This is a genomic window from Pleurocapsa sp. CCALA 161 (genome assembly GCF_003003995.1).
Lineage (GTDB): Bacteria > Cyanobacteriota > Cyanobacteriia > Cyanobacteriales > Xenococcaceae > Waterburya.
This window is the reverse complement of the sequence record NZ_PVWF01000022.1, coordinates 36,727-54,272: the sequence shown is the minus strand read 5'-3', so window position 1 is coordinate 54,272 and position 17,546 is coordinate 36,727. Positions and strand designations below refer to the sequence as shown.

The 17,546-nt window shown below is 37.8% G+C and carries 14 protein-coding genes, 1 tRNA gene, 1 pseudogene and 1 riboswitch; of the genes and pseudogenes, 6 read left to right on the top strand and 10 right to left on the bottom strand.

Going from position 1 to position 17,546, the window contains the following annotated elements; all coding sequences use genetic code 11:
- Positions 1 to 319: 319 nt before the first annotated feature.
- A complete protein-coding gene (locus C7B62_RS07590; RefSeq protein ID WP_146132064.1) occupies positions 320 to 1,438 on the bottom strand; it encodes a pentapeptide repeat-containing protein in 1,119 nt (372 codons plus the stop codon).
- A gap of 379 nt (positions 1,439 to 1,817) precedes the next feature.
- Here C7B62_RS07590 and C7B62_RS07585 point away from each other — a divergent pair.
- Positions 1,818 to 2,081, top strand: a pseudogene (locus C7B62_RS07585) (DnaB-like helicase C-terminal domain-containing protein); the annotation flags it as partial.
- A 211-nt stretch (positions 2,082 to 2,292) separates the two neighbouring features.
- Here the strand turns inward: C7B62_RS07585 and C7B62_RS07580 are convergent.
- The 3 genes from C7B62_RS07580 to ispG all read right to left on the bottom strand — a co-directional run bounded on the left by C7B62_RS07580 (position 2,293) and on the right by ispG (position 5,729).
- Positions 2,293 to 2,366, bottom strand: a tRNA-Pro gene (locus tag C7B62_RS07580).
- Positions 2,367 to 2,791: 425 nt separating this feature from the next.
- Positions 2,792 to 4,177, bottom strand: coding sequence for a phosphomethylpyrimidine synthase (gene thiC, locus C7B62_RS07575; protein WP_106234285.1), 1,386 nt, complete (start codon positions 4,175 to 4,177; stop codon positions 2,792 to 2,794).
- 7 nt (positions 4,178 to 4,184) lie between these two features.
- Positions 4,185 to 4,278: riboswitch (TPP riboswitch) on the bottom strand.
- A 233-nt stretch (positions 4,279 to 4,511) separates the two neighbouring features.
- Positions 4,512 to 5,729, bottom strand: a complete 1,218-nt coding sequence (ispG, locus tag C7B62_RS07570) for a (E)-4-hydroxy-3-methylbut-2-enyl-diphosphate synthase (protein WP_106234283.1) — start codon at positions 5,727 to 5,729, stop codon at positions 4,512 to 4,514.
- 586 nt (positions 5,730 to 6,315) lie between these two features.
- Between ispG and C7B62_RS07560 the strand changes: the two genes are divergently transcribed.
- On the top strand, positions 6,316 to 6,501 hold the full coding sequence (locus tag C7B62_RS07560) for a hypothetical protein (RefSeq protein WP_106234278.1): 186 nt from the start codon (positions 6,316 to 6,318) through the stop codon (positions 6,499 to 6,501).
- A 60-nt stretch (positions 6,502 to 6,561) separates the two neighbouring features.
- Here the strand turns inward: C7B62_RS07560 and C7B62_RS07555 are convergent, their stop codons facing one another.
- Positions 6,562 to 7,200, bottom strand: coding sequence for a histidine phosphatase family protein (locus C7B62_RS07555; RefSeq protein WP_106234275.1), 639 nt, complete (start codon positions 7,198 to 7,200; stop codon positions 6,562 to 6,564).
- A 199-nt stretch (positions 7,201 to 7,399) separates the two neighbouring features.
- On the opposite strand from C7B62_RS07555, the gene C7B62_RS07550 reads away from it, so the two are divergent.
- From C7B62_RS07550 to C7B62_RS07540, 3 genes are all read left to right on the top strand, one after another.
- Positions 7,400 to 7,744, top strand: a complete 345-nt coding sequence (locus tag C7B62_RS07550; RefSeq protein WP_106234272.1) for a YtxH domain-containing protein — start codon at positions 7,400 to 7,402, stop codon at positions 7,742 to 7,744.
- Between the two features lie 29 nt (positions 7,745 to 7,773).
- The gene (locus C7B62_RS07545) at positions 7,774 to 8,220 is read left to right on the top strand and encodes a hypothetical protein (RefSeq protein WP_106234269.1); all 447 of its coding nucleotides are present in this window, start codon (positions 7,774 to 7,776) and stop codon (positions 8,218 to 8,220) included.
- 160 nt (positions 8,221 to 8,380) lie between these two features.
- Positions 8,381 to 9,187 (top strand): TPM domain-containing protein, encoded by an 807-nt coding sequence (locus tag C7B62_RS07540; protein ID WP_106234266.1) that lies wholly within the window; start codon positions 8,381 to 8,383, stop codon positions 9,185 to 9,187.
- 152 nt (positions 9,188 to 9,339) lie between these two features.
- Here the strand turns inward: C7B62_RS07540 and C7B62_RS07535 are convergent, their stop codons facing one another.
- Together C7B62_RS07535 and C7B62_RS07530 are read right to left on the bottom strand one after the other, a co-directional pair.
- A complete protein-coding gene (locus C7B62_RS07535) occupies positions 9,340 to 9,849 on the bottom strand; it encodes a GNAT family N-acetyltransferase (protein ID WP_106234264.1) in 510 nt (169 codons plus the stop codon).
- A gap of 22 nt (positions 9,850 to 9,871) precedes the next feature.
- Complete coding sequence (locus tag C7B62_RS07530; RefSeq protein ID WP_233219858.1) at positions 9,872 to 10,369, bottom strand: DUF4168 domain-containing protein; 498 nt, start codon at positions 10,367 to 10,369, stop codon at positions 9,872 to 9,874.
- A 203-nt stretch (positions 10,370 to 10,572) separates the two neighbouring features.
- On the opposite strand from C7B62_RS07530, the gene C7B62_RS07525 reads away from it, so the two are divergent.
- On the top strand, positions 10,573 to 11,835 hold the full coding sequence (locus C7B62_RS07525; protein ID WP_106234258.1) for a GNAT family N-acetyltransferase: 1,263 nt from the start codon (positions 10,573 to 10,575) through the stop codon (positions 11,833 to 11,835).
- Between the two features lie 181 nt (positions 11,836 to 12,016).
- Here C7B62_RS07525 and dndD read toward each other — a convergent pair whose 3' ends face one another.
- The 3 genes from dndD to C7B62_RS07510 form a co-directional block, all read right to left on the bottom strand.
- Positions 12,017 to 14,062: a DNA sulfur modification protein DndD gene (gene dndD, locus C7B62_RS07520; protein WP_106234255.1), complete on the bottom strand. Its 2,046-nt coding sequence runs from the start codon at positions 14,060 to 14,062 to the stop codon at positions 12,017 to 12,019.
- A gap of 31 nt (positions 14,063 to 14,093) precedes the next feature.
- Positions 14,094 to 15,686 carry a DNA phosphorothioation system sulfurtransferase DndC gene (dndC, locus tag C7B62_RS07515; protein ID WP_106234253.1) on the bottom strand — a complete coding sequence of 531 codons (1,593 nt, stop codon included), beginning with the start codon at positions 15,684 to 15,686 and terminating at the stop codon, positions 14,094 to 14,096.
- 139 nt (positions 15,687 to 15,825) lie between these two features.
- Positions 15,826 to 17,082 carry a DNA sulfur modification protein DndB gene (locus tag C7B62_RS07510; RefSeq protein WP_106234250.1) on the bottom strand — a complete coding sequence of 419 codons (1,257 nt, stop codon included), beginning with the start codon at positions 17,080 to 17,082 and terminating at the stop codon, positions 15,826 to 15,828.
- Positions 17,083 to 17,546 lie beyond the last annotated feature (464 nt).

Here is a 17,546-nt window from a genome sequence, read left to right as displayed (position 1 = left end):
TCGTCGGGCTACGATGGCTCGCTCAGGGAATGTTGAAATTCTAGATCTCTTCCCATGCCCGATTCGCTTCGCCGACTAGCTTGAATAATGAAATAGAACAAGAGGGTAGTGCCAACAGAAAATTATTAGAATTATGTTTGACAAGAAAGTTCAAGCATTTAATCAGTTACACTTTATTTTCCGCATACATTGCGGTTAAAGTTCCCCTAATTACAGATTAAGCAACCAAAGAAGATTATTTAGCATGAGTTCGTTACATTTAAAAATTTCAGATGATAAGCATCAAAAACTTGAAGAGCTAGCAAAGGTTCTAGAAAAGCTAAAACAGAATTTTTAAAATATAAATTTTATACAAATTATTGTCAATTTTTTCTATGTCGACAAATATATCAATAAAGTTGATTTTATTGTATTTGAAAAAAGCAAAAGAACCACTCTTTTTCTTGTACTTATATCTTCCATATCTATTTGCTAAAAGTTGAGCATATTTTACAAAATCATGCTCAATATTATAAGAATTAACAAACTTTTGTGTCAAAAGAGGATGATAAAGTTTTAAACAAGTAAATTGTGCCAAGGCGAGATCTTGTACGGTAATTCCTTCAAATCCTTGAGGTGAAATAAATACTTTTTCAGTTATTATGTCTTCTAAATTAGTTTCTAAAAAAGTAGAGCCATAAACAGAACAGGTATCAAGAAAAGCTTTTTTCAAAGAGGCTTGGTTTAAATTGGCTTCTCTCAATTGTACTTTAGTAAATTTTGCAGATTCTAAATCTACTTGCTTTAAATTAGCTCCAGAAAGATCAACTCGATCAAATACAATTTGCTCCATGCAAGCTTTTTCAAAACTTACTTCTTTGAAATCTGAATCTAAAATGCAAGCTTTATATAAATTGGTTTCTCTAAAAATTGCTCGATTAAAACGAGTAGATTGAATATTAATCTTCTTTAAATTAGCTCTTGAAAAATTTGAGCCAATACAAGAACCTCCTGTAAGCTCTGCTTTTTCCATGTTGGCTTCAATAAGGCTCGCATGTTGTATTGATATAAATACCCCCCTAAAACCAGCTAAATTAGCATAGTCTAAATTATACCCATCTAAATTATCAAAGTCTCCATTTTTCAAATAAATACCAGATAACTGAGGAATAACATCTGGATTCTTCTTTCGCCAACTATTCCAAGCTCTAGCTCCTTTTTTTAGCATTGATAAATGCCGTTCGTTGTATGTGAGCGTTTTATTTTCTATATTTAAATCTTCGATTTTAGATATCGGTTGCTCAATAAATTCAATAAATTCTTCAAAAGATAAATTAAGCAATGAGGCGATTTTTGGAAAATGTATTCTATCAGGATTCTGCTCGCCTTTTTCCCAACGAGCTACTGTTGACTGAGTAACTGAAGGCTCAAAAATTTTACCAAACTTACCCTGGGTCAAATTATTTATTGACCTAATTTTTTTGGGTTTGTCAAAGAGGCAATTAAAAACTTCCAACAACCAGTACAAGATTTAGAAGCTTGGTTAGCCAGTCAAACTAAAGCTGGGCAAAATCGCTGGGAAGTTTATTACCTGGAATACCAGAAAGAAAATAAAGTTCGTAAACCTAACTCTGATTCAACCTCAGTTCCTGATTCAGCAAAACAAAGAGCGATCGCTAACCATCAGAAGCAGTTAAACCAAGAAAAAATAGATCATACAAAAACTGGTAATGAAGCTGAAGTATTCACATCAGAATTCAATCGGCTACTGGATAATCCTGACAACCAAATTAAAAGAATCGACCAACTAAAAAATCAATCTAAACCCATAGCGAAACATGAATGAGAATAGAGGAATTAGTGTAGCGGGAATTGCTTCGGAAGCCCGTCGGCTCAAAGCAAGAGAAGGCAAACTAGGCTTGGTAATTGTCGATTATTTGCAAATGATGGCATTAGACAATGGTGGAAATCGCAGTTATGAATTGGGTGATGTGGGTCGAGGACTATATCAACTAGCTGGAGAATTGTCAGTTCCAGTCTTAGCCTTATCTCAAGTCGGTAGGGGAGTAGAAGGAAGGCAAAATAAACGTCCTATGGTATCAGTTTGATATTTCGAGAGAAACTATCAGCAGTATTAAAAATGGTAGAAGATGGAAGGAGGCAAGAATCTTGCCTAACAAGACTGTAGCCTAATGTTTTCAATTAGGTGAAGGTTTCGTAAATCATTCAAAGTGGGGATTAATTGGGGATATTATAGAAATAATCCAATTAATCCCTTTTCAAGAAATAACCGAAACCCTTACTGTATATGTATCGGAGCGACGGGATTTGAACCCATGACCCCCACTACCCCAAAGTGGTACGCTACCAAGCTGCGCTACGCCCCGTTTTCACAATCATTAATCATATCATTGATTTGCGTTTTTTGATAAATGTTTTGAAAACAAATGATGTCAAGACTTGTAGCTATCGTGGATTTATTTAAAGACTGTAGCTACAGCTTCAATTTGGCTGGTCAAATAAAGCTATTTTTTCTGTTTTCTTTTTAAATCGTGTGTTAGCACCTGATGGGTGAAACACGATGTATATCAACAACGAAGAGAGAAAAGTTAAAATTGGGCGCATCAGCCTATCAGTTAGAAATGGTTCAATTAAAATTCGCTTTACTTATCCTACAAACACAAAAGAAGATTTAACAGTAGGTAAATATAAGGTAATCAATCGACAAAAAAGGAGCAAGCCATAGTTAGCTTACCCCTAAGAATTACGAGATCCATCTCTTTGTAATTAAACTTTTATTTAACTTGTTTAGTTAGCTTTGAGCGACAGCTTTTTGCTCTTCTTCCAATGCCAAAAATTTTTCTAACTCAGTTAACGCCTCCGCATCAACTTTAGTCTGCATAGGACAGAATTTAGGCCCACACATGGAACAAAACTCAGCAGTTTTATAAATATCTGCGGGAAGAGTTTCATCATGATATTCTCTAGCTCTATCTGGATCTAGAGACAGTTCAAACTGTTTCTCCCAGTCAAAATTGTAACGCGCTTTAGAAAGTTCATCATCTCGATCTCTTGCACCTGGACGATGACGGGCAATATCCGCAGCATGAGCCGCAATTTTGTAGGCAATTAAACCATTGCGCACATCTTCAGCGTTGGGTAAGCCCAAGTGTTCTTTAGGTGTTACATAACAGAGCATTGCTGTACCGTACCAGCCTGCCATAGCAGCACCGATCGCACTAGTGATATGGTCATAACCAGGAGCAATATCTGTGACTAATGGGCCTAAAACATAGAAAGGCGCTTCGCTACACTCTTCCATTTGCTTTTTAACGTTAAACTCAATCTGATCCATTGGCACATGACCAGGGCCTTCAACCATCACCTGAACATCATGTTCCCAAGCACGACGAGTTAGTTGCCCCAGAGTTTTTAATTCTGCTAACTGAGCTGCATCACTAGCATCATGGGCGCATCCAGGGCGTAATGAATCCCCTAGACTAAAGGAAACATCATATTTTTTAAAAATCTCGATGATCTGATCGAAATGAGTATAGAGAGGATTTTGTTTGTGATGGTGGAGCATCCAACGAGCAATAATTCCCCCACCACGAGAGACAATTCCTGTTAAACGGTTTTTAACTAAAGGCAGATGCTCAATTAAGATCCCTGCATGAATAGTCATGTAGTCCACACCCTGCTGGGCATGTTTTTCAATAATGCGGAGAAAGTCATCAGCACAAAGTTTTTCGATATCGCCGTGAACGCTTTCTAGTGCCTGATAAATTGGCACTGTCCCAATGGGAATTGGCGAAGCATTAATAATGGCAGTGCGAATTTCATCTAAGTTACCGCCACCTGTGGACAGATCCATCAGAGTATCAGCACCGTACTTGACCGCCAGCTTGAGCTTATCTACTTCTTCATTGATATCAGAAGAATTAGGAGAAGCACCGATATTAGCATTCACTTTACAGCTAGAAGCAATTCCAATACACATTGGCTCTAGGTTTGGGTGATTAATATTGGCAGGAATAATCATTCTGCCCCTAGCCACTTCATCCCGAATTAAGTCTGCTGGCAACCGCTCTCTCTTAGCAATGTAATGCATCTCTTCAGTAATAATTCCCTGACGTGCATAATGCATCTGAGACACATTGCCCTGTCCTCTACGCTTGGCAATCCATTCGCTTCTCATATTTATTTCCCTTAATAAACAGCTTCCCTCCGCTGGTGCTAACCAGTCTCAGGTTCTTAGGGTATATCTCAGCCAATCTTTAGGCACCCCTAGCTACATGGGAATTCTAACACTATTTACTCGTTTCAATTTCTGCTGAGAACCGAAATATTATTTCTTCATTCAAAGCATTATTTCTTAAAAAGCCTTGAATTTAATTATCAAAGCATTGCCAGTCTTCAATTTAACAAACTTCGTTGGTAGCTATGAGCTTGGCTTAGTCTTTGAGGATAAGGGCATAACATATCCCTTGAGGGACACCTGCGGATAAACTTAAGGCTAAACGCGAAGCGGTTTAATCTGGCTCAACCCAACGATCATCAGACTTGATTAAATTAATTAATTCCGCTACCCCTTGGTCTTCAGGAACTTTTTTAATTTCATCTCGGCCACGATAGAGAGAGATATAGCCAGGCTGTTTACCAACATAGCCATAATCGGCATCGGCCATTTCCCCTGGCCCATTAACAATACAGCCCATTACGGCAATATCTAAACCTGTCAGATGTTTGGTTGCTTCGCGTACTTTATGCAGCACCTCTTCGAGGTTAAATAGAGTTCGACCACAGGAAGGACAAGCAACATACTCTACCATGGTTTTTCTTAGTCCCAAAGCTTGCAGGATACTATAGCAAACAGGGATTTCTTTTTCTGGCGCTTCGGTTAAGGATACCCGAATTGTATCACCGATGCCTTGAGCCAAAAGAGTACCAATACCCGCAGTAGATTTAATTCTGCCGTACTCGCCATCACCTGCTTCTGTAACCCCCAAATGCAAAGGGTATTCCATTCCTAACTCATTCATCCGCTGTACCATTAAGCGATAGGCTGCCAACATTACAGGAACACGGGAAGCTTTGAGAGACAGGATAATATTGTAAAACTCTAGTGATTCGCAGATTTTAATAAACTCTAGCGCCGACTCTACCATCCCTTCAGGAGTATCGCCATAGGTAAAGAGCATTCTTTCCGACAAAGAACCATGATTAACCCCAATGCGCATTGCTTTACCTTGATCTCGCAGTGAGACAACTAAGGGTTCTAAAGTTGCGCGAATTTTGTCACCAATTTCCTTAAATTCCGTAGAGGTATATTCAGTGCGATCGCTTTTGGGTTTTTCGAAGACATATAAACCTGGATTAATCCGTACCTTGTCCACATGCTTGGCTACTTCTAAGGCAATTTTCATGCCGTTGTGGTGAACATCTGCAACGAGGGGAACTGGCTGATAAGTCTGGGCTAATTTTTCCTTAATGACCCCCAAGGCTTTGGCATGAGCCATGCTGGGGACGGTTACTCTGACAATTTCGCAGCCAATTTCATGAAGACGGCGGATTGCGGCAACTGAGCCCTCAATATCTAAAGTATCTTCGTTAATCATTGACTGCACCACCACTGGATTTCCCCCACCAATAGTGATATCCCCAACTTTTACCCCTCGCGTTTTCCGTCTATGGATGGTGGTATCAAAAGCTGTCTTGTTGCTCAGGTTAAGATTATCCAGAGTTTGCATAATGACTGAAAGTATTGCTCTCTTAAAAATTTATTTAATTAGTTCAATTTCTATTGTAAAGCTTGAGGGTTATGACTTGTTTAATCAGAGCTTTAAGTTTAAATATCAAAAATCAAAAAATATTGGCGATCGCACCATCATATTTTACACCAGCTGTCAACCAGGGTATTTTTTATGTTTTATGTACAATACATACGTGTTTAAATAATGACTAAAATAGTAACCCAAAAGTTTATTTAAATCAATTTAAACTTGAGACTTTTTTCAGATGTATTTGATTAAGTTATTTTTTAAGATTAAAGATAAAGACAGTTAAAAAGCTAACTAAAATAGATAGGTTGAATGGCGATCGCATTGTCCTGTAGTGATCACTGTTGAGCTGATACACTTGTCTGAGGCGTAAGTGTCTAGTATCTGTTTCTCAAACAGCTTGATATTTAAAAGTGCATCTACCAATAGATATGTTCCAATTTGTAACCAACTAATTTAGTTCAGGCGATCGCCTTGCTCAAGTGAGATCGCTCAACATAGCCTAATCCGTCAATTAACTCAATACTTAAGATTACTTAGAATATGGAGGTTTCGAATGAATACTAAACGCATTGGTCATGTAGGCTATAGGTTTTACCGTTTAGGCTGGCAAAATGCCATACATCAAAATCTCGATCCAATCGAGCATTCAGTATTTAATATTTTACTATATTACCGTCGAGGCTTTGCTGAAGGTTCTGCATATATTAAAGCCAATAATCGTGAAGAAATGCTGCATTAAAACGCTAATTCAACTGAACTCAATAACATAATTAATTATAATCACTGCCTAAAAGAACAATTAATTTAGCCTAACTTGAGATTCAGTCTGACTTAAATGAGAAGTGTCAGCGTAAAACTCTAAATTCCAATTGTCAACATTTCCCACCACCTTAGTTAGGGAACACAAAGCAATTTTCGCATCGGGAATATTTGCCACTAAACCTTGAGTTACACCAAACACAGATGCGCCATGTCCCACAATGAGAATATCTTCATCGTATTGAGATAATAGCTGCTTGATAGTTGCTGCTGTACGTCGATTAACATCAGCTTTTGTTTCAGGATATTGAGGATAAATCTGAGATTGATAACTCCAATCTATCGCTGGATATGCTGTTGCCAGAAATTCTTGAGGATGAATTTCAGGTGATTGAGTCATCCATTGGCTATTATGCCATTCACTCAATCCTGCTTCTAGCTTCATCTCTAGATTCATAATTTGAGCTACCTCATTAGCAGTTTGAATGGTACGCAAAAAAGGGGAAACAAAAAGATGCTTAATCTTCTCTGATTTAAGTCTTTGCCCCAACTCTGCTGCCTGGATGAAACCATCCTCTGACAAAGGAGGATCGTAACGCCTGGTGGCAGTATTGAACCATTCAGGATTAATAAAATCGAGACGATTGCCATGTCTGGCGATCCAAACTGTTTGAGGCATTATTGATTGCTAAAATGAAGAATATTGTTGTGAGTAGCTTTATTTAATTAAACATCAAATGTTCTGTATCTTCTCAAAAGCCAACCAGCTAAAACTATTATCCAAGCTGAAGAGCTTTGAGGAAGACAGATTAACTTAACATAAAGGAAATCTCTCTTGATATGCTTAAATTTAATCAAATTAAAATGTAGATAATAATATGTCCAAGAAAAGTTCACCAGGAGCGTTTTTCAGTGGTTTGATGATTGGTGGAGCGATCGGTACGGTAGTAGGATTATTGGTTGCACCACGTACGGGGAAGGAAACTAGAAAAGTAATCAAAAAATCGGCTAATGCTTTACCAGAATTAGCTGAAGATTTAACTACTAGCATTCAGCTACAGGCAGATCGGCTTTCAGAGAGTACCTGGGAAAATTGGGAAGACACTTTAGAACGATTAAAATTAGCGATCGCCACAGGAATCGAAACCAGTCGAGCAACTACCAGAGCTACTAAATTAGATACAAATCGAGATTTAAACTCGACCGTGACCGATCGCCTCTAAAATAAAAGGATGCTGACTGCTCAACTTTTATGATAGATCCTTTATTTTGGCTAGGACTTTCTTTGCTTTTGGTTTCTTTTAGCCTGTTTGCTGTTTTACTAGTAACTATCCCGACTCTCCAAGAGGTTGGCAGAGCTGCTCGTAGCGCCGAAAAACTCTTTGATACCCTCAATCGAGAATTTCCTCCCACCCTCGAAGCAATTCGTCTGACAGGAAAAGAAGTTGGTGAATTAACCGACGATCTTAATCAAGGTATCAGTAACGCTACAGGAGTAGTGCAGCAGGTGGATCGAGGACTGGTAATAGCGAAACAGCAAGTACAGCAGGTACAGCAAAGCAGTTTCGGTCTGGTTGCTGGCGCAAAAGCTGCCTGGAAAGTTTGGCGCGCTCCCAGAGCGGATATTTTGAATTATTCTCCACCAAAAAATTACTCCGCAGAAGAATTGAAGTCAAATCGCGATCGCCAAATTGACTAGCTTAGATAAAAAAAGTATTGTTTAACATTTTTCGGTTTTATTGCGTCTACCCCTACTAATAGCTGATAATCTTAAAGTAAGGTAAATAAATGTAACAAAAAATAAGAGCATTTTTATAAATACGAACTTGTATACTAACAATCTTTTTAATCAAACAATCATGACCAATAGGTTTATACAGCGTTCCTTACTAATCTTAGGAGCTTGTTTACTGGTTTTATTCACTTGCTTAACTCCCTCCGCTTTAGCAGTTAACAATCCAGAATTATTGCCTAGTGAAGTTACTCCAGTAGTTGATTTAGCTAACTTATTGCCAGAGTTGCAGGAGAAATCTTTAATTGAGAACCTAGAAGAGTTTGAGGCGGAAACTGGCTGGAAAATGCGTGTTCTAACTCAATACGATCGCTCTCCTGGTCGTGCAGTCAAGAAATTTTGGGGTTTGGACGATAAAAGTATTTTGCTAGTGGCTGATAGTAGAGGTGGTAATTTACTGGCTTTTAGCATTGGTGACGATGTGTATGAATTACTGCCGCGTAACTTCTGGATTGAGCTGCAAACTCGTTTTGGCAATATGTATTATATTCGCGAGCATGGCGAAAATAACGCGATCGTTGAGGCTTTAGAGTCAGTTAAAGGATGTTTACTCAAAAACGGCTGCAATGCTGTACCAGGCTTACCCCAAGAGCAGTGGATTTTAACCTTAATTAGTTCGATTGTTGGCGGAGTTATCTTAGGAGTGGCGGTGATTCCGCGTAATAAAGATCAGGTGATTGCTTGGCAGTGGGGTCTAATTATGTCTCCCTTGTGGGGAATCTTGTTTATTGCTTTTGGCATGGGTCCTGTGGTGATTCGCACTCCTGAGTTTCTACCTTTGTTCCGCAATATTATCGGGTTTATGCTGGGTGCAGTGGTTGCCTTCTTGTCTCCTTCTTTTATGAACACTTCTGCCTCAGATTCAGAAACATAGAGAATTAACAAGAATTATCTTTTTAAAATATTTTTTAAAAAAACCAAGCTATTATTGAGCGATCGCTAACACTCTAGAATAGAGTAAATATTATTTTCCTCAATACTTTGCCTAAGATCGATTAATTCTTGAACCATAGTGTTTAATGTTGTTCAATTGGTTATATTTTTATCTGTCAGAGATTTACGAAACACAATTTTGTCTTCCCCTGCTTGGTAGAATTCACGAATTCGCGCTTCTTCGTCATAACCACACTGACGATAAAATGCTCGTGTACGCTCGAATTCTGCCAGACCTGAAGTTTCCACCAGCAGCAATCTTTCTCGTCGCTTTGTCAACATTTGTTCGATATAGCGCACCATAGAAGTACCGAGTCCTTTTCCTTGACAGTCAGGATGAACAGCAATCAGGTATAAGTTCCAAGTTCCTTCAGTCATTTTTTCGGGAGCGCAGTAAGCGATCGCCACTGGCTCATGGTCTGCATAGGTAAGCCAGAAATCACTAGAGTTATTATGCTCAAAGTAGTCAGATATCATATCGTCTAGCATATCTGATGGAAACAAGCCATTAGCGTCAATCACTTTTTTTACAGCAGGTATGTCATTAAGTGTGACAGGTCGAATATTCTGATTTATTGGGATCTCTATGTTCTTGCTTTCCATTTTGAGCTCTTTAACAATATGATTAATTTTGTAATTTGAGTAAGACTTGTTGTACCTGTTGATAAAAGCGATCTTGGCGATCGTATTGGGTTTTTAGCTGGTTAAAACGATTAATGCTCAAATTATGTCGCTGGACGATTTGTCGTGACTCGGTGCAGTAGCGATTAGCAATATTTTTTACTTCGGGCTTGAGATTATCTAAGGTTGAGCGTTGATCGCAGGCAATATTTGGTAGAGGCTCGTCAATCAAGTTTTTAATTTCTTGGTAGACTTCTCTTCTGAGTAGCTCTAATTCATAACCTGCTTTAGCATAGCTTTCGGTTTCTGCGGGGGTAAATTGCTGTCCATAGGCATTAGCAGACAGGGAAATGGTCATGAGAGGGTCTATCTCAGCAGACTTTAGGGATATTTGTGGAATCAAACCCAGCATAATGCCGAGAGAGGCTAAAATGCTGCTGCCGATCAGACGAATATATAGTTGATTTAATTTAGGTGAAGTGAAATTAACTTTTAACATCATCAATAATAATTAGGAATATTAGAATATTGCTATCTACATCGAGTTGATTTAAGGACAATAAGTTCCTGTTTTGGGCTTATTTAGCGAAAAATTTACTTAAAGTGCGTTAAGGGATTAAATGGCGATGAAGCGAAGCCTCCGCTATGCGATCGCGAATTTTCTGGTTTAAGATTTGGGAAAATATTTTTCTATCAGACTTATAAATGGCATCAGAATTAAAAGCGATCGCTCAAGGGCAGGATTGGTCGGAGATTTATGATTTGGCTAACACTTACCGCCAGCAGGAGCAATGGCAATCAGCCGCGATCGCCTTACAGCAGGCAATTGAGCTAAGACCTAATTTTTTCTGGTCACATCATCATTTAGGTGATGTTTTTAGCAAACTCCAGCAATGGCAAGCAGCAGCCCAGGCTTATAGTGAGGCGGTCAAACTTGACCCACAGTTTTTTTGGTCTTGGCACAATTTAGGCGATGTTTTGAGTAAGCTTCAGCATTGGCAGTCAGCAGCCCAGGCTTATAGTGAGGCGGTCAAACTTGACCCGCAGTTTTTTTGGTCTTGGCACAATTTAGGCGATGTTTTCAGTCGGCTTCAGCAGTGGGATCGGGCGATCGCTAGTTATCTTCAGGGAATCTATTTGCAACCCGAACATCAGCTTGCTTGTCAAAAGTTAGGAATTGTCTTTAAGCAAAAGGGAGATCTGGCTCAAACGATTCAAGATTATCGTCAGTTAATACAGACTCCAGCGCCAAATTCAATTTTTGAGTTATTGCATAACCAACCCCAAAGATTAATCGATCTTGCCAATAATTTGCTTAAGCAACATCAGACTTATGCCGCGATCGTGGTTCACTATCTGGTACTAGAAATTCAACCGACTAATATTGATGTTTTACAATCCTTATCTCAATTATTAAAACAACAAGGTACATTAGAGCAGGCGATCGCAGTTAATCAGCAACAGCTTAAACACAATACAGATAGTTTATTGTTAAAACAGCCTGCCACAAATCCCCAAGCAAATCAGGTTAAATCAATTTCAGGTCGTGTTTTACTGCAAAGCAATGGTCAAATTTCTCCTGATCAATTAAATGATTTATGTCAAGCTGTGGGTTGGTCAAGTCGTACTTTAAGTAAGCTGGAAAAAGCTATACAGGGTAGTTTTAGGCATGTTGCAGCATGGCACGTCGATCAAGAACAACAGCAGCTAATTGGCTTTGCTAGAGCCGTTTCTGATGGTGTATATCAGGCAACTTTACTCGACATCATGGTACATCCAAACTTTCAAGGTAGAGGCGTGGGTAAAACCCTAGTTAAAACTCTAACTAAACAACTTCATGCAGCACAGATTACAGATATTATCTTGCTTGCCAGTCCCCATGTTACGGATTTTTATCACCAGCTAGGATTTATTGCTCAGCCTAATAATCTTCAATGGATGTTATATAGCCGTACAAAGTTAGATTAGAACAATTAGGGTGATCGGCTCGAAGGTAGTAGGTAGTAGGTAGTAGGTAGTAGGTAGTAGGTAGTGGGTAGTAGGTAGTGGGTAGTAGGTAGTAGGTAGTAGGGAGTAGAAAGTAATATTTCAAAAATATCCTAACGTTTTTATGTATAGCTATAACTTATAAAAGAAGGACTTTTTTTACTTACCAAAAATATCCCTTTTCTACAGTTGTCTGACGTTTTTCTGGATTATATTTAAGTAGATATTCATGAGCGATCGCATCTTGTTCTCTTAATAGTTTTACTTCCTTTTCTCCTATTTCTGTATCAGTAGAAAGTAGAATTACCTGATGGGATGCGCTGGGGAAATATCGCTCAACTAAATTATGTCGATGGGATGAATCTAATCTACCTAAAGGAGTATCGATCGCAATGGGTAAGTTACGTCCTGATACTCTAGCAAGTCCCCAGAGAAATGCGATCGCCAGTAGTTGTTTTTCTCCTGCGGATAGACGCTGTTTGGGGAATAGTTGACCTTGATGATCGTATAGTTCTAATTTAAAGCGATCGCTATCAATGGTAACGCGATTAATTAGGTTTGATTTGTGTAGCAGATAGAGAAAACAATCTTTAACTTCTGTTTCTAATTTATTGAGTTTTTTTAGGGTTAATTTTTCTTTAAATAGTTTCAGAGTTTTTTGAACTTTAGCTGAGGTTTTAATAATATGTTCATCGTTAATATTATCAATCGCCTCGTCACTATAGTTTTTTAGTTTACGATTTAATTCTTGTTGAATACGTTCTATTTCTCTGTCTAATTGTGCCGATTTTTCTTGCTCAATTTGATATAAGGCTTTACAGTTACTTACCTCTTGTTGAGTATTTTCCACGGCTTGCAGTAGCTGTTGATAGTCTTCTGGAGAGGCAGCGATCGCTAGTTGACTTTCTGTACGTTCTTTTTCCGCTTCTAATTGTTGTAATTGCTGAATAACATTCTCAGTAGATTTAGTTTGTAGAGGTAGAATGTCTTGAGTCTTGATAATTAGCTGCTGTAATTCTAGTTCTGTTAAATGCAAAAAACTAGCTGCTTCATTTTCTATTGAGTTAGCGATCTGCTTATTTTCTTGATCGATAAAAAATTCTACCTTACTAATAGATTCATCGGGCAAACTAATACTAGTTAAATAATTTAATAATTTGCGATCTCTAGCTGCTAAAACACCTTGAGCCTGTTTGAACTGCTGAATTTTCAGCTCTTCCTTAGCTTGATTAACTGCTGCGGATAATAAAGGTGTGATTAGCTTCAAAGGTAAATACCCACTAGCTAGGGTAATTAACTCTTGTCTCTTAGCTTCTAACTGAGAATTAAAATCTTTTAGTTTAGCTTCAACTTGTTCTCGTTTACTGGCAATTTTTCCCCCTTGCTGATTAAACTTATGCCGAGCGCGATCGCATTTTTTATTAGCTTGCTCTAATTGAAGCTGTAATTCAGTTAATTTATCATTTATCTTAGTTTTTTCTGCTTGTTTAGCTGCTAGTTTATTCTCAGTTTCTTCTATTGTTAACAACTGAGTTTTATTGGCTAATGCTTTTCGTTTACGATTAACCAATACTTCGAGATCTAAAGATAATTTTTCCGCTAACTCTAAACCCAACAAATTATTAATCGCCTCCACTACCGCAGCGGGGGGAGTATCTAATTCAGCTAACTCTTTAACCTGTTCACCATCAAATAAAAATAAATTAGAAATACCCAACGGAAGAATATTTTCGACATATTCATCCCAATACTGTTCTAAATTACTATCAAACCGTGATTCCCTCTCAATACTCAGACTATCTTTACCATCTTGAGGATTTTTTTGCCAAGCACGAATAATTTTAAACTGTTGCCAATGTCCCTCAAAAATATGTTCAAAAGATAACTGTATCTGAGTCAAATCTACTTGCTTTGCTTGACTATTTACCGACTGAGTTAAAAAATCTCCATAGCCTAAATTTCCCCTGGTTGAACACCTTGCTCTTTGCCCATACAAAGCCAAACGAATTGCATCCATCAGGGTGGTTTTTCCACCACCATTCATTCCTCCTAATAAAATAATCGGCTGAATAATACCTTTACTTTCTTGAACGGGTCGCTCATGGGGGAGACCCCCAGGGCCGCGCCCGTCCGCTTCTGGACGTAAGTTAATAGTATGCTTACCTGCATACGCCCCAAAATTCTCAATAACTAACTCGGTAAAAATCATTTGTTATTTTATCTAAACGAGCAATTAACTATCAAGATTTAGGAGCAAACTTTATATTCGCCCAACCAGCCTGATCTTCTTCTAGATCATTTGGCTGATGCAACTGTTCCACTTGTTCTTTCACTGCTGCAATATTACCTTGTTCAGCAGCACTTTTTAAATCGTATTTTTGATGTGCAGTTGCGATCGCTTCTTCCTTACTTCTCGAACTAGTATCAAAACATTTAGCTAAACTATCATAGATGCCTAAACGACGGTTTTTAGTATAAAATTGTCGCTCAGTATCTAACAGCTTCGACATCAATTCCAACTGCATTTCATCATCACATATTTCTGCTAAAGTTTCCCATTCATCATTACCTAATAACTTCTCATCAGCACCAATTCTAATATCTTTAAATACTTCTTTCGTTACTTCTTGATATATGCGGGGCAAACTATCATCAAACTCGTGCTTTTCTTCCAACCAAATACGACGAATTTCGCTCAATTCTTCAGGAGTAATTAAACTAATATCCTTAAACTCTTCTGGGGCATTTTGCCTAACTTCAACTTGCGCCGATAATACCCGCCTTAACCAAGTCTCGCGCCACTTCTTAGTATAAGGCCCAGGGATAGGTTCAATGGAAGTTTCGCCATCCTTGTTACGTTCAAACAACTGTACATTACCATGGAGACGACGAAAATCTCGCCGATTGCGATCGCTTTTAACTTCTAGATCGTTACGGATATCTAATAGAGGCTGCAACCATTCTTTCTCTTCATCATTTTGGATCATTGCCTCCATTGATTTATCTTTACTTACCATAGTGCATACCCAACAGCCAAAGCGAGAATCGCCACAGCTAGAAGTAGTAGTATCGACTACTAAAGGACATTCGTTATCTTCAGTTGCCCCACGATACATAGTAAATAAATCTTGATTATTTCCTCCCCAAGGATTATCCCACTGCATCAAATATATCCAAACTTCATTAGTAGTCCAGTCTTCAATAGGAGTATAAACGAAAGAGTTAGGAAAGTTAGCATGAGGGCTAAGGCGATCGCGAAATCTTCCTACTTCATGTCTTTTCATAGTAGCTGCTCTTGCAGAGCTTTCAGCTTTACGAGTGCCTAAAACAACAACAGCTTCACCTTTAACTCTTATTTTGTTACGAATAAAATTATTAACGGGTTGAATTTTCATTCGATCTGTACACCAACGAAATCCTCGTCTTGGTGAGGGATAGCCTTTTCCCATTAAACAAACCCAAAAAGTTTGTTTATCTAAGGGCTGAAGCAAATTTGGCTTAAAAGGCATTTGCTGATTTTTAGCTGCTATCTGAAGTTGACTAATACAGGTTTTTACCCAAGCAGCAACTATAGGATTTTCAACTAAAGTATCTGTAGTAATTACATAAACTAATTTTTTTCTTTTTTCTACTGATAGTGCTGCGATGGCATTCCAAATTAGTTGTAAGACACAACTACTATCTTTTCCCCAAGATATTCCTATAATCCAGGGAATCTCATCTTGAGAATATAATTCTTGAATTTCAAGAGTTAGTTTATCTACCTCCTTTATTAATTCAGTAATAGTAAGTTGTGAAGAAGTTGATATTGAATCTTCCTGAGTTTGTGTCATTATTACAACAATTTGCTTTTGAGTAGTTAGCAATAGCCAGCGAAAGAATTTTAACGTGTTATTGCTCGATCTCTATCGAATTCATATTTTCTCAAGGCGGGAGCTAATTCGTTAGCTCCCGCTATATCAAGGTAAGATGTTACTCTTTTAAGCAGCCAAGTGAAATATTAGTGAGATTCTGCACTTCCCTTACAGCAACTTCAAATCCTTTATTGATGGCTGCCATCTGAGCAATAATCTTTTTTCCTCCTTTGCCATCATCGATAACAAGATTATTTTCCCAAAGTTGAGCATCGCGCCTATAATCAAGACTTGCAAGAGCTTTTACTAAATTACTTATTTCCGACTCGGTAAAATCTTTGCCAAAGAAAATATGATGTCCAACGCGATTGATTACTTGAAAACCAACACTGCTAAAATCAACCCTTTCTTGTCTTAAGCTGTATAAATCTAGATTAACTGTTTGGGAAGCAGGTTGAAGCAATTGCTGCCAAGTTTGATTATTTTCTGAAAAGAGACGATAAAAAACTTTTGTATCATTTAATAAACCATTCCAGTCGCAATCTTCTTGATTAGAGCGAGATTCAATAACTTGTTTACGTGATGAGCCAAATAAAAACTCTGCCACACCAATACGAAGCTGACTCATTGTAAACATGTAGTTAGGATCTTTCCCTACTGTTCGAGAAATTTTATCAATACGTCTGTCAAAGACAACTAATTCTTTGGAGACTTGACGAGTTAATTTCGATAAAATATTACTAACATCAAATGCAGCTAATAACGCTGGAGGTATAGGTTTAGTTTTGGCACAGTCAGCAAAGTCTTGATGAATTTGATCGATATCATCTTCTTCAATGATTAGTACAGTAACACTATCATTCTTTAATAGTGGTCTTTCTTTGATCGCCTTTTCAATTGCTTTTAATCTGTGCTGTCCATCAGTAACATAAAGCTCTACATCATTAGAAATAACTGCATAACCAAACTTTACTGCCCCTGTGCCATAGGCAAAAACTTTAACGGGAGTGCTGCAATTAAATATAAAAGGGGGAAGTACATAATTTTCTGTATTAATTAAATACTTGGCAATCTCATTTACATGAGGAATCATCAAAGGGCGGTTAATCTTTTCTTCCGCATTAGATTTATTTTTTTTTGTTTCAGCGCTTTGTAATTTACCTAACTCTAAAAGCAGATTACAAGGTAACGAAAATACTAAATGGTTTCTTCCTCCTTGCTCATAAATATGACATAAAAACACACGCGCTCCAGAGGTTGAAGCATCTGCATAAGATTGAGTTAATGCTTCTTGCTGAGTTTCCATCAGTACAATATTGGTAATAGCTCTCTTACCGTTGTTGTTAGTTTCAATGCTAGATAATGATTGAAGCATAAAATTTATTTAGTCTAGAAATTAAATTGAGTCCAATACCAAATGCCTCTAGTTTGTGAAGGCGTTTGCAATCTTACTAGTTTGATTAGTATTTTACTATTGCAGTTTGATATGAGTAAATAATATAGAATTTAAATTGCAATGTCAACTATATTGCAGTACAAAAATGTACTGAAAATGAAAATAGCATTTAGATTATGTGCTGCAAAGGGAAAAACATAAATATTTTCTTAAAAATTAACGTATGACGATCGCTCTATTCTCTAACCAAAAATTTCTCCGTATCTTAGGGTGAGACAAAATGCGATCGCTTTCTAGATCTATCAGAAGTTAGAGCCAGAATGATATATGTGGTATGGCGCTCAAATATCTATAAGTATGACTTTCAGACGAGTTTTTTGCTGCTAAATAGTTTTAGCCTAAAAGAGTATTTAGGGCAACCAAAGACGAAATATCTCCTGAGC

What these genes read in the sequence shown, in the direction of transcription:
- C7B62_RS07560 (WP_106234278.1), top strand. Translation starts at nt 6,316, where the DNA reads ATGAATACTAAACGCATTGGTCATGTAGGCTATAGGTTTTACCGTTTA.
- C7B62_RS07535 (WP_106234264.1), bottom strand. Translation starts at nt 9,849, where the DNA reads ATGGAAAGCAAGAACATAGAGATCCCAATAAATCAGAATATTCGACCT.
- C7B62_RS07540 (WP_106234266.1), top strand. Translation starts at nt 8,381, where the DNA reads ATGACCAATAGGTTTATACAGCGTTCCTTACTAATCTTAGGAGCTTGT.
- thiC (WP_106234285.1), bottom strand. Translation starts at nt 4,177, where the DNA reads ATGAGAAGCGAATGGATTGCCAAGCGTAGAGGACAGGGCAATGTGTCT.
- C7B62_RS07530 (WP_233219858.1), bottom strand. Translation starts at nt 10,369, where the DNA reads ATGATGTTAAAAGTTAATTTCACTTCACCTAAATTAAATCAACTATAT.
- C7B62_RS07545 (WP_106234269.1), top strand. Translation starts at nt 7,774, where the DNA reads ATGATAGATCCTTTATTTTGGCTAGGACTTTCTTTGCTTTTGGTTTCT.
- C7B62_RS07510 (WP_106234250.1), bottom strand. Translation starts at nt 17,082, where the DNA reads ATGCTTCAATCATTATCTAGCATTGAAACTAACAACAACGGTAAGAGA.
- dndD (WP_106234255.1), bottom strand. Translation starts at nt 14,062, where the DNA reads ATGATTTTTACCGAGTTAGTTATTGAGAATTTTGGGGCGTATGCAGGT.
- dndC (WP_106234253.1), bottom strand. Translation starts at nt 15,686, where the DNA reads ATGACACAAACTCAGGAAGATTCAATATCAACTTCTTCACAACTTACT.
- C7B62_RS07555 (WP_106234275.1), bottom strand. Translation starts at nt 7,200, where the DNA reads ATGCCTCAAACAGTTTGGATCGCCAGACATGGCAATCGTCTCGATTTT.
- C7B62_RS07525 (WP_106234258.1), top strand. Translation starts at nt 10,573, where the DNA reads ATGGCATCAGAATTAAAAGCGATCGCTCAAGGGCAGGATTGGTCGGAG.
- C7B62_RS07550 (WP_106234272.1), top strand. Translation starts at nt 7,400, where the DNA reads ATGTCCAAGAAAAGTTCACCAGGAGCGTTTTTCAGTGGTTTGATGATT.
- ispG (WP_106234283.1), bottom strand. Translation starts at nt 5,729, where the DNA reads ATGCAAACTCTGGATAATCTTAACCTGAGCAACAAGACAGCTTTTGAT.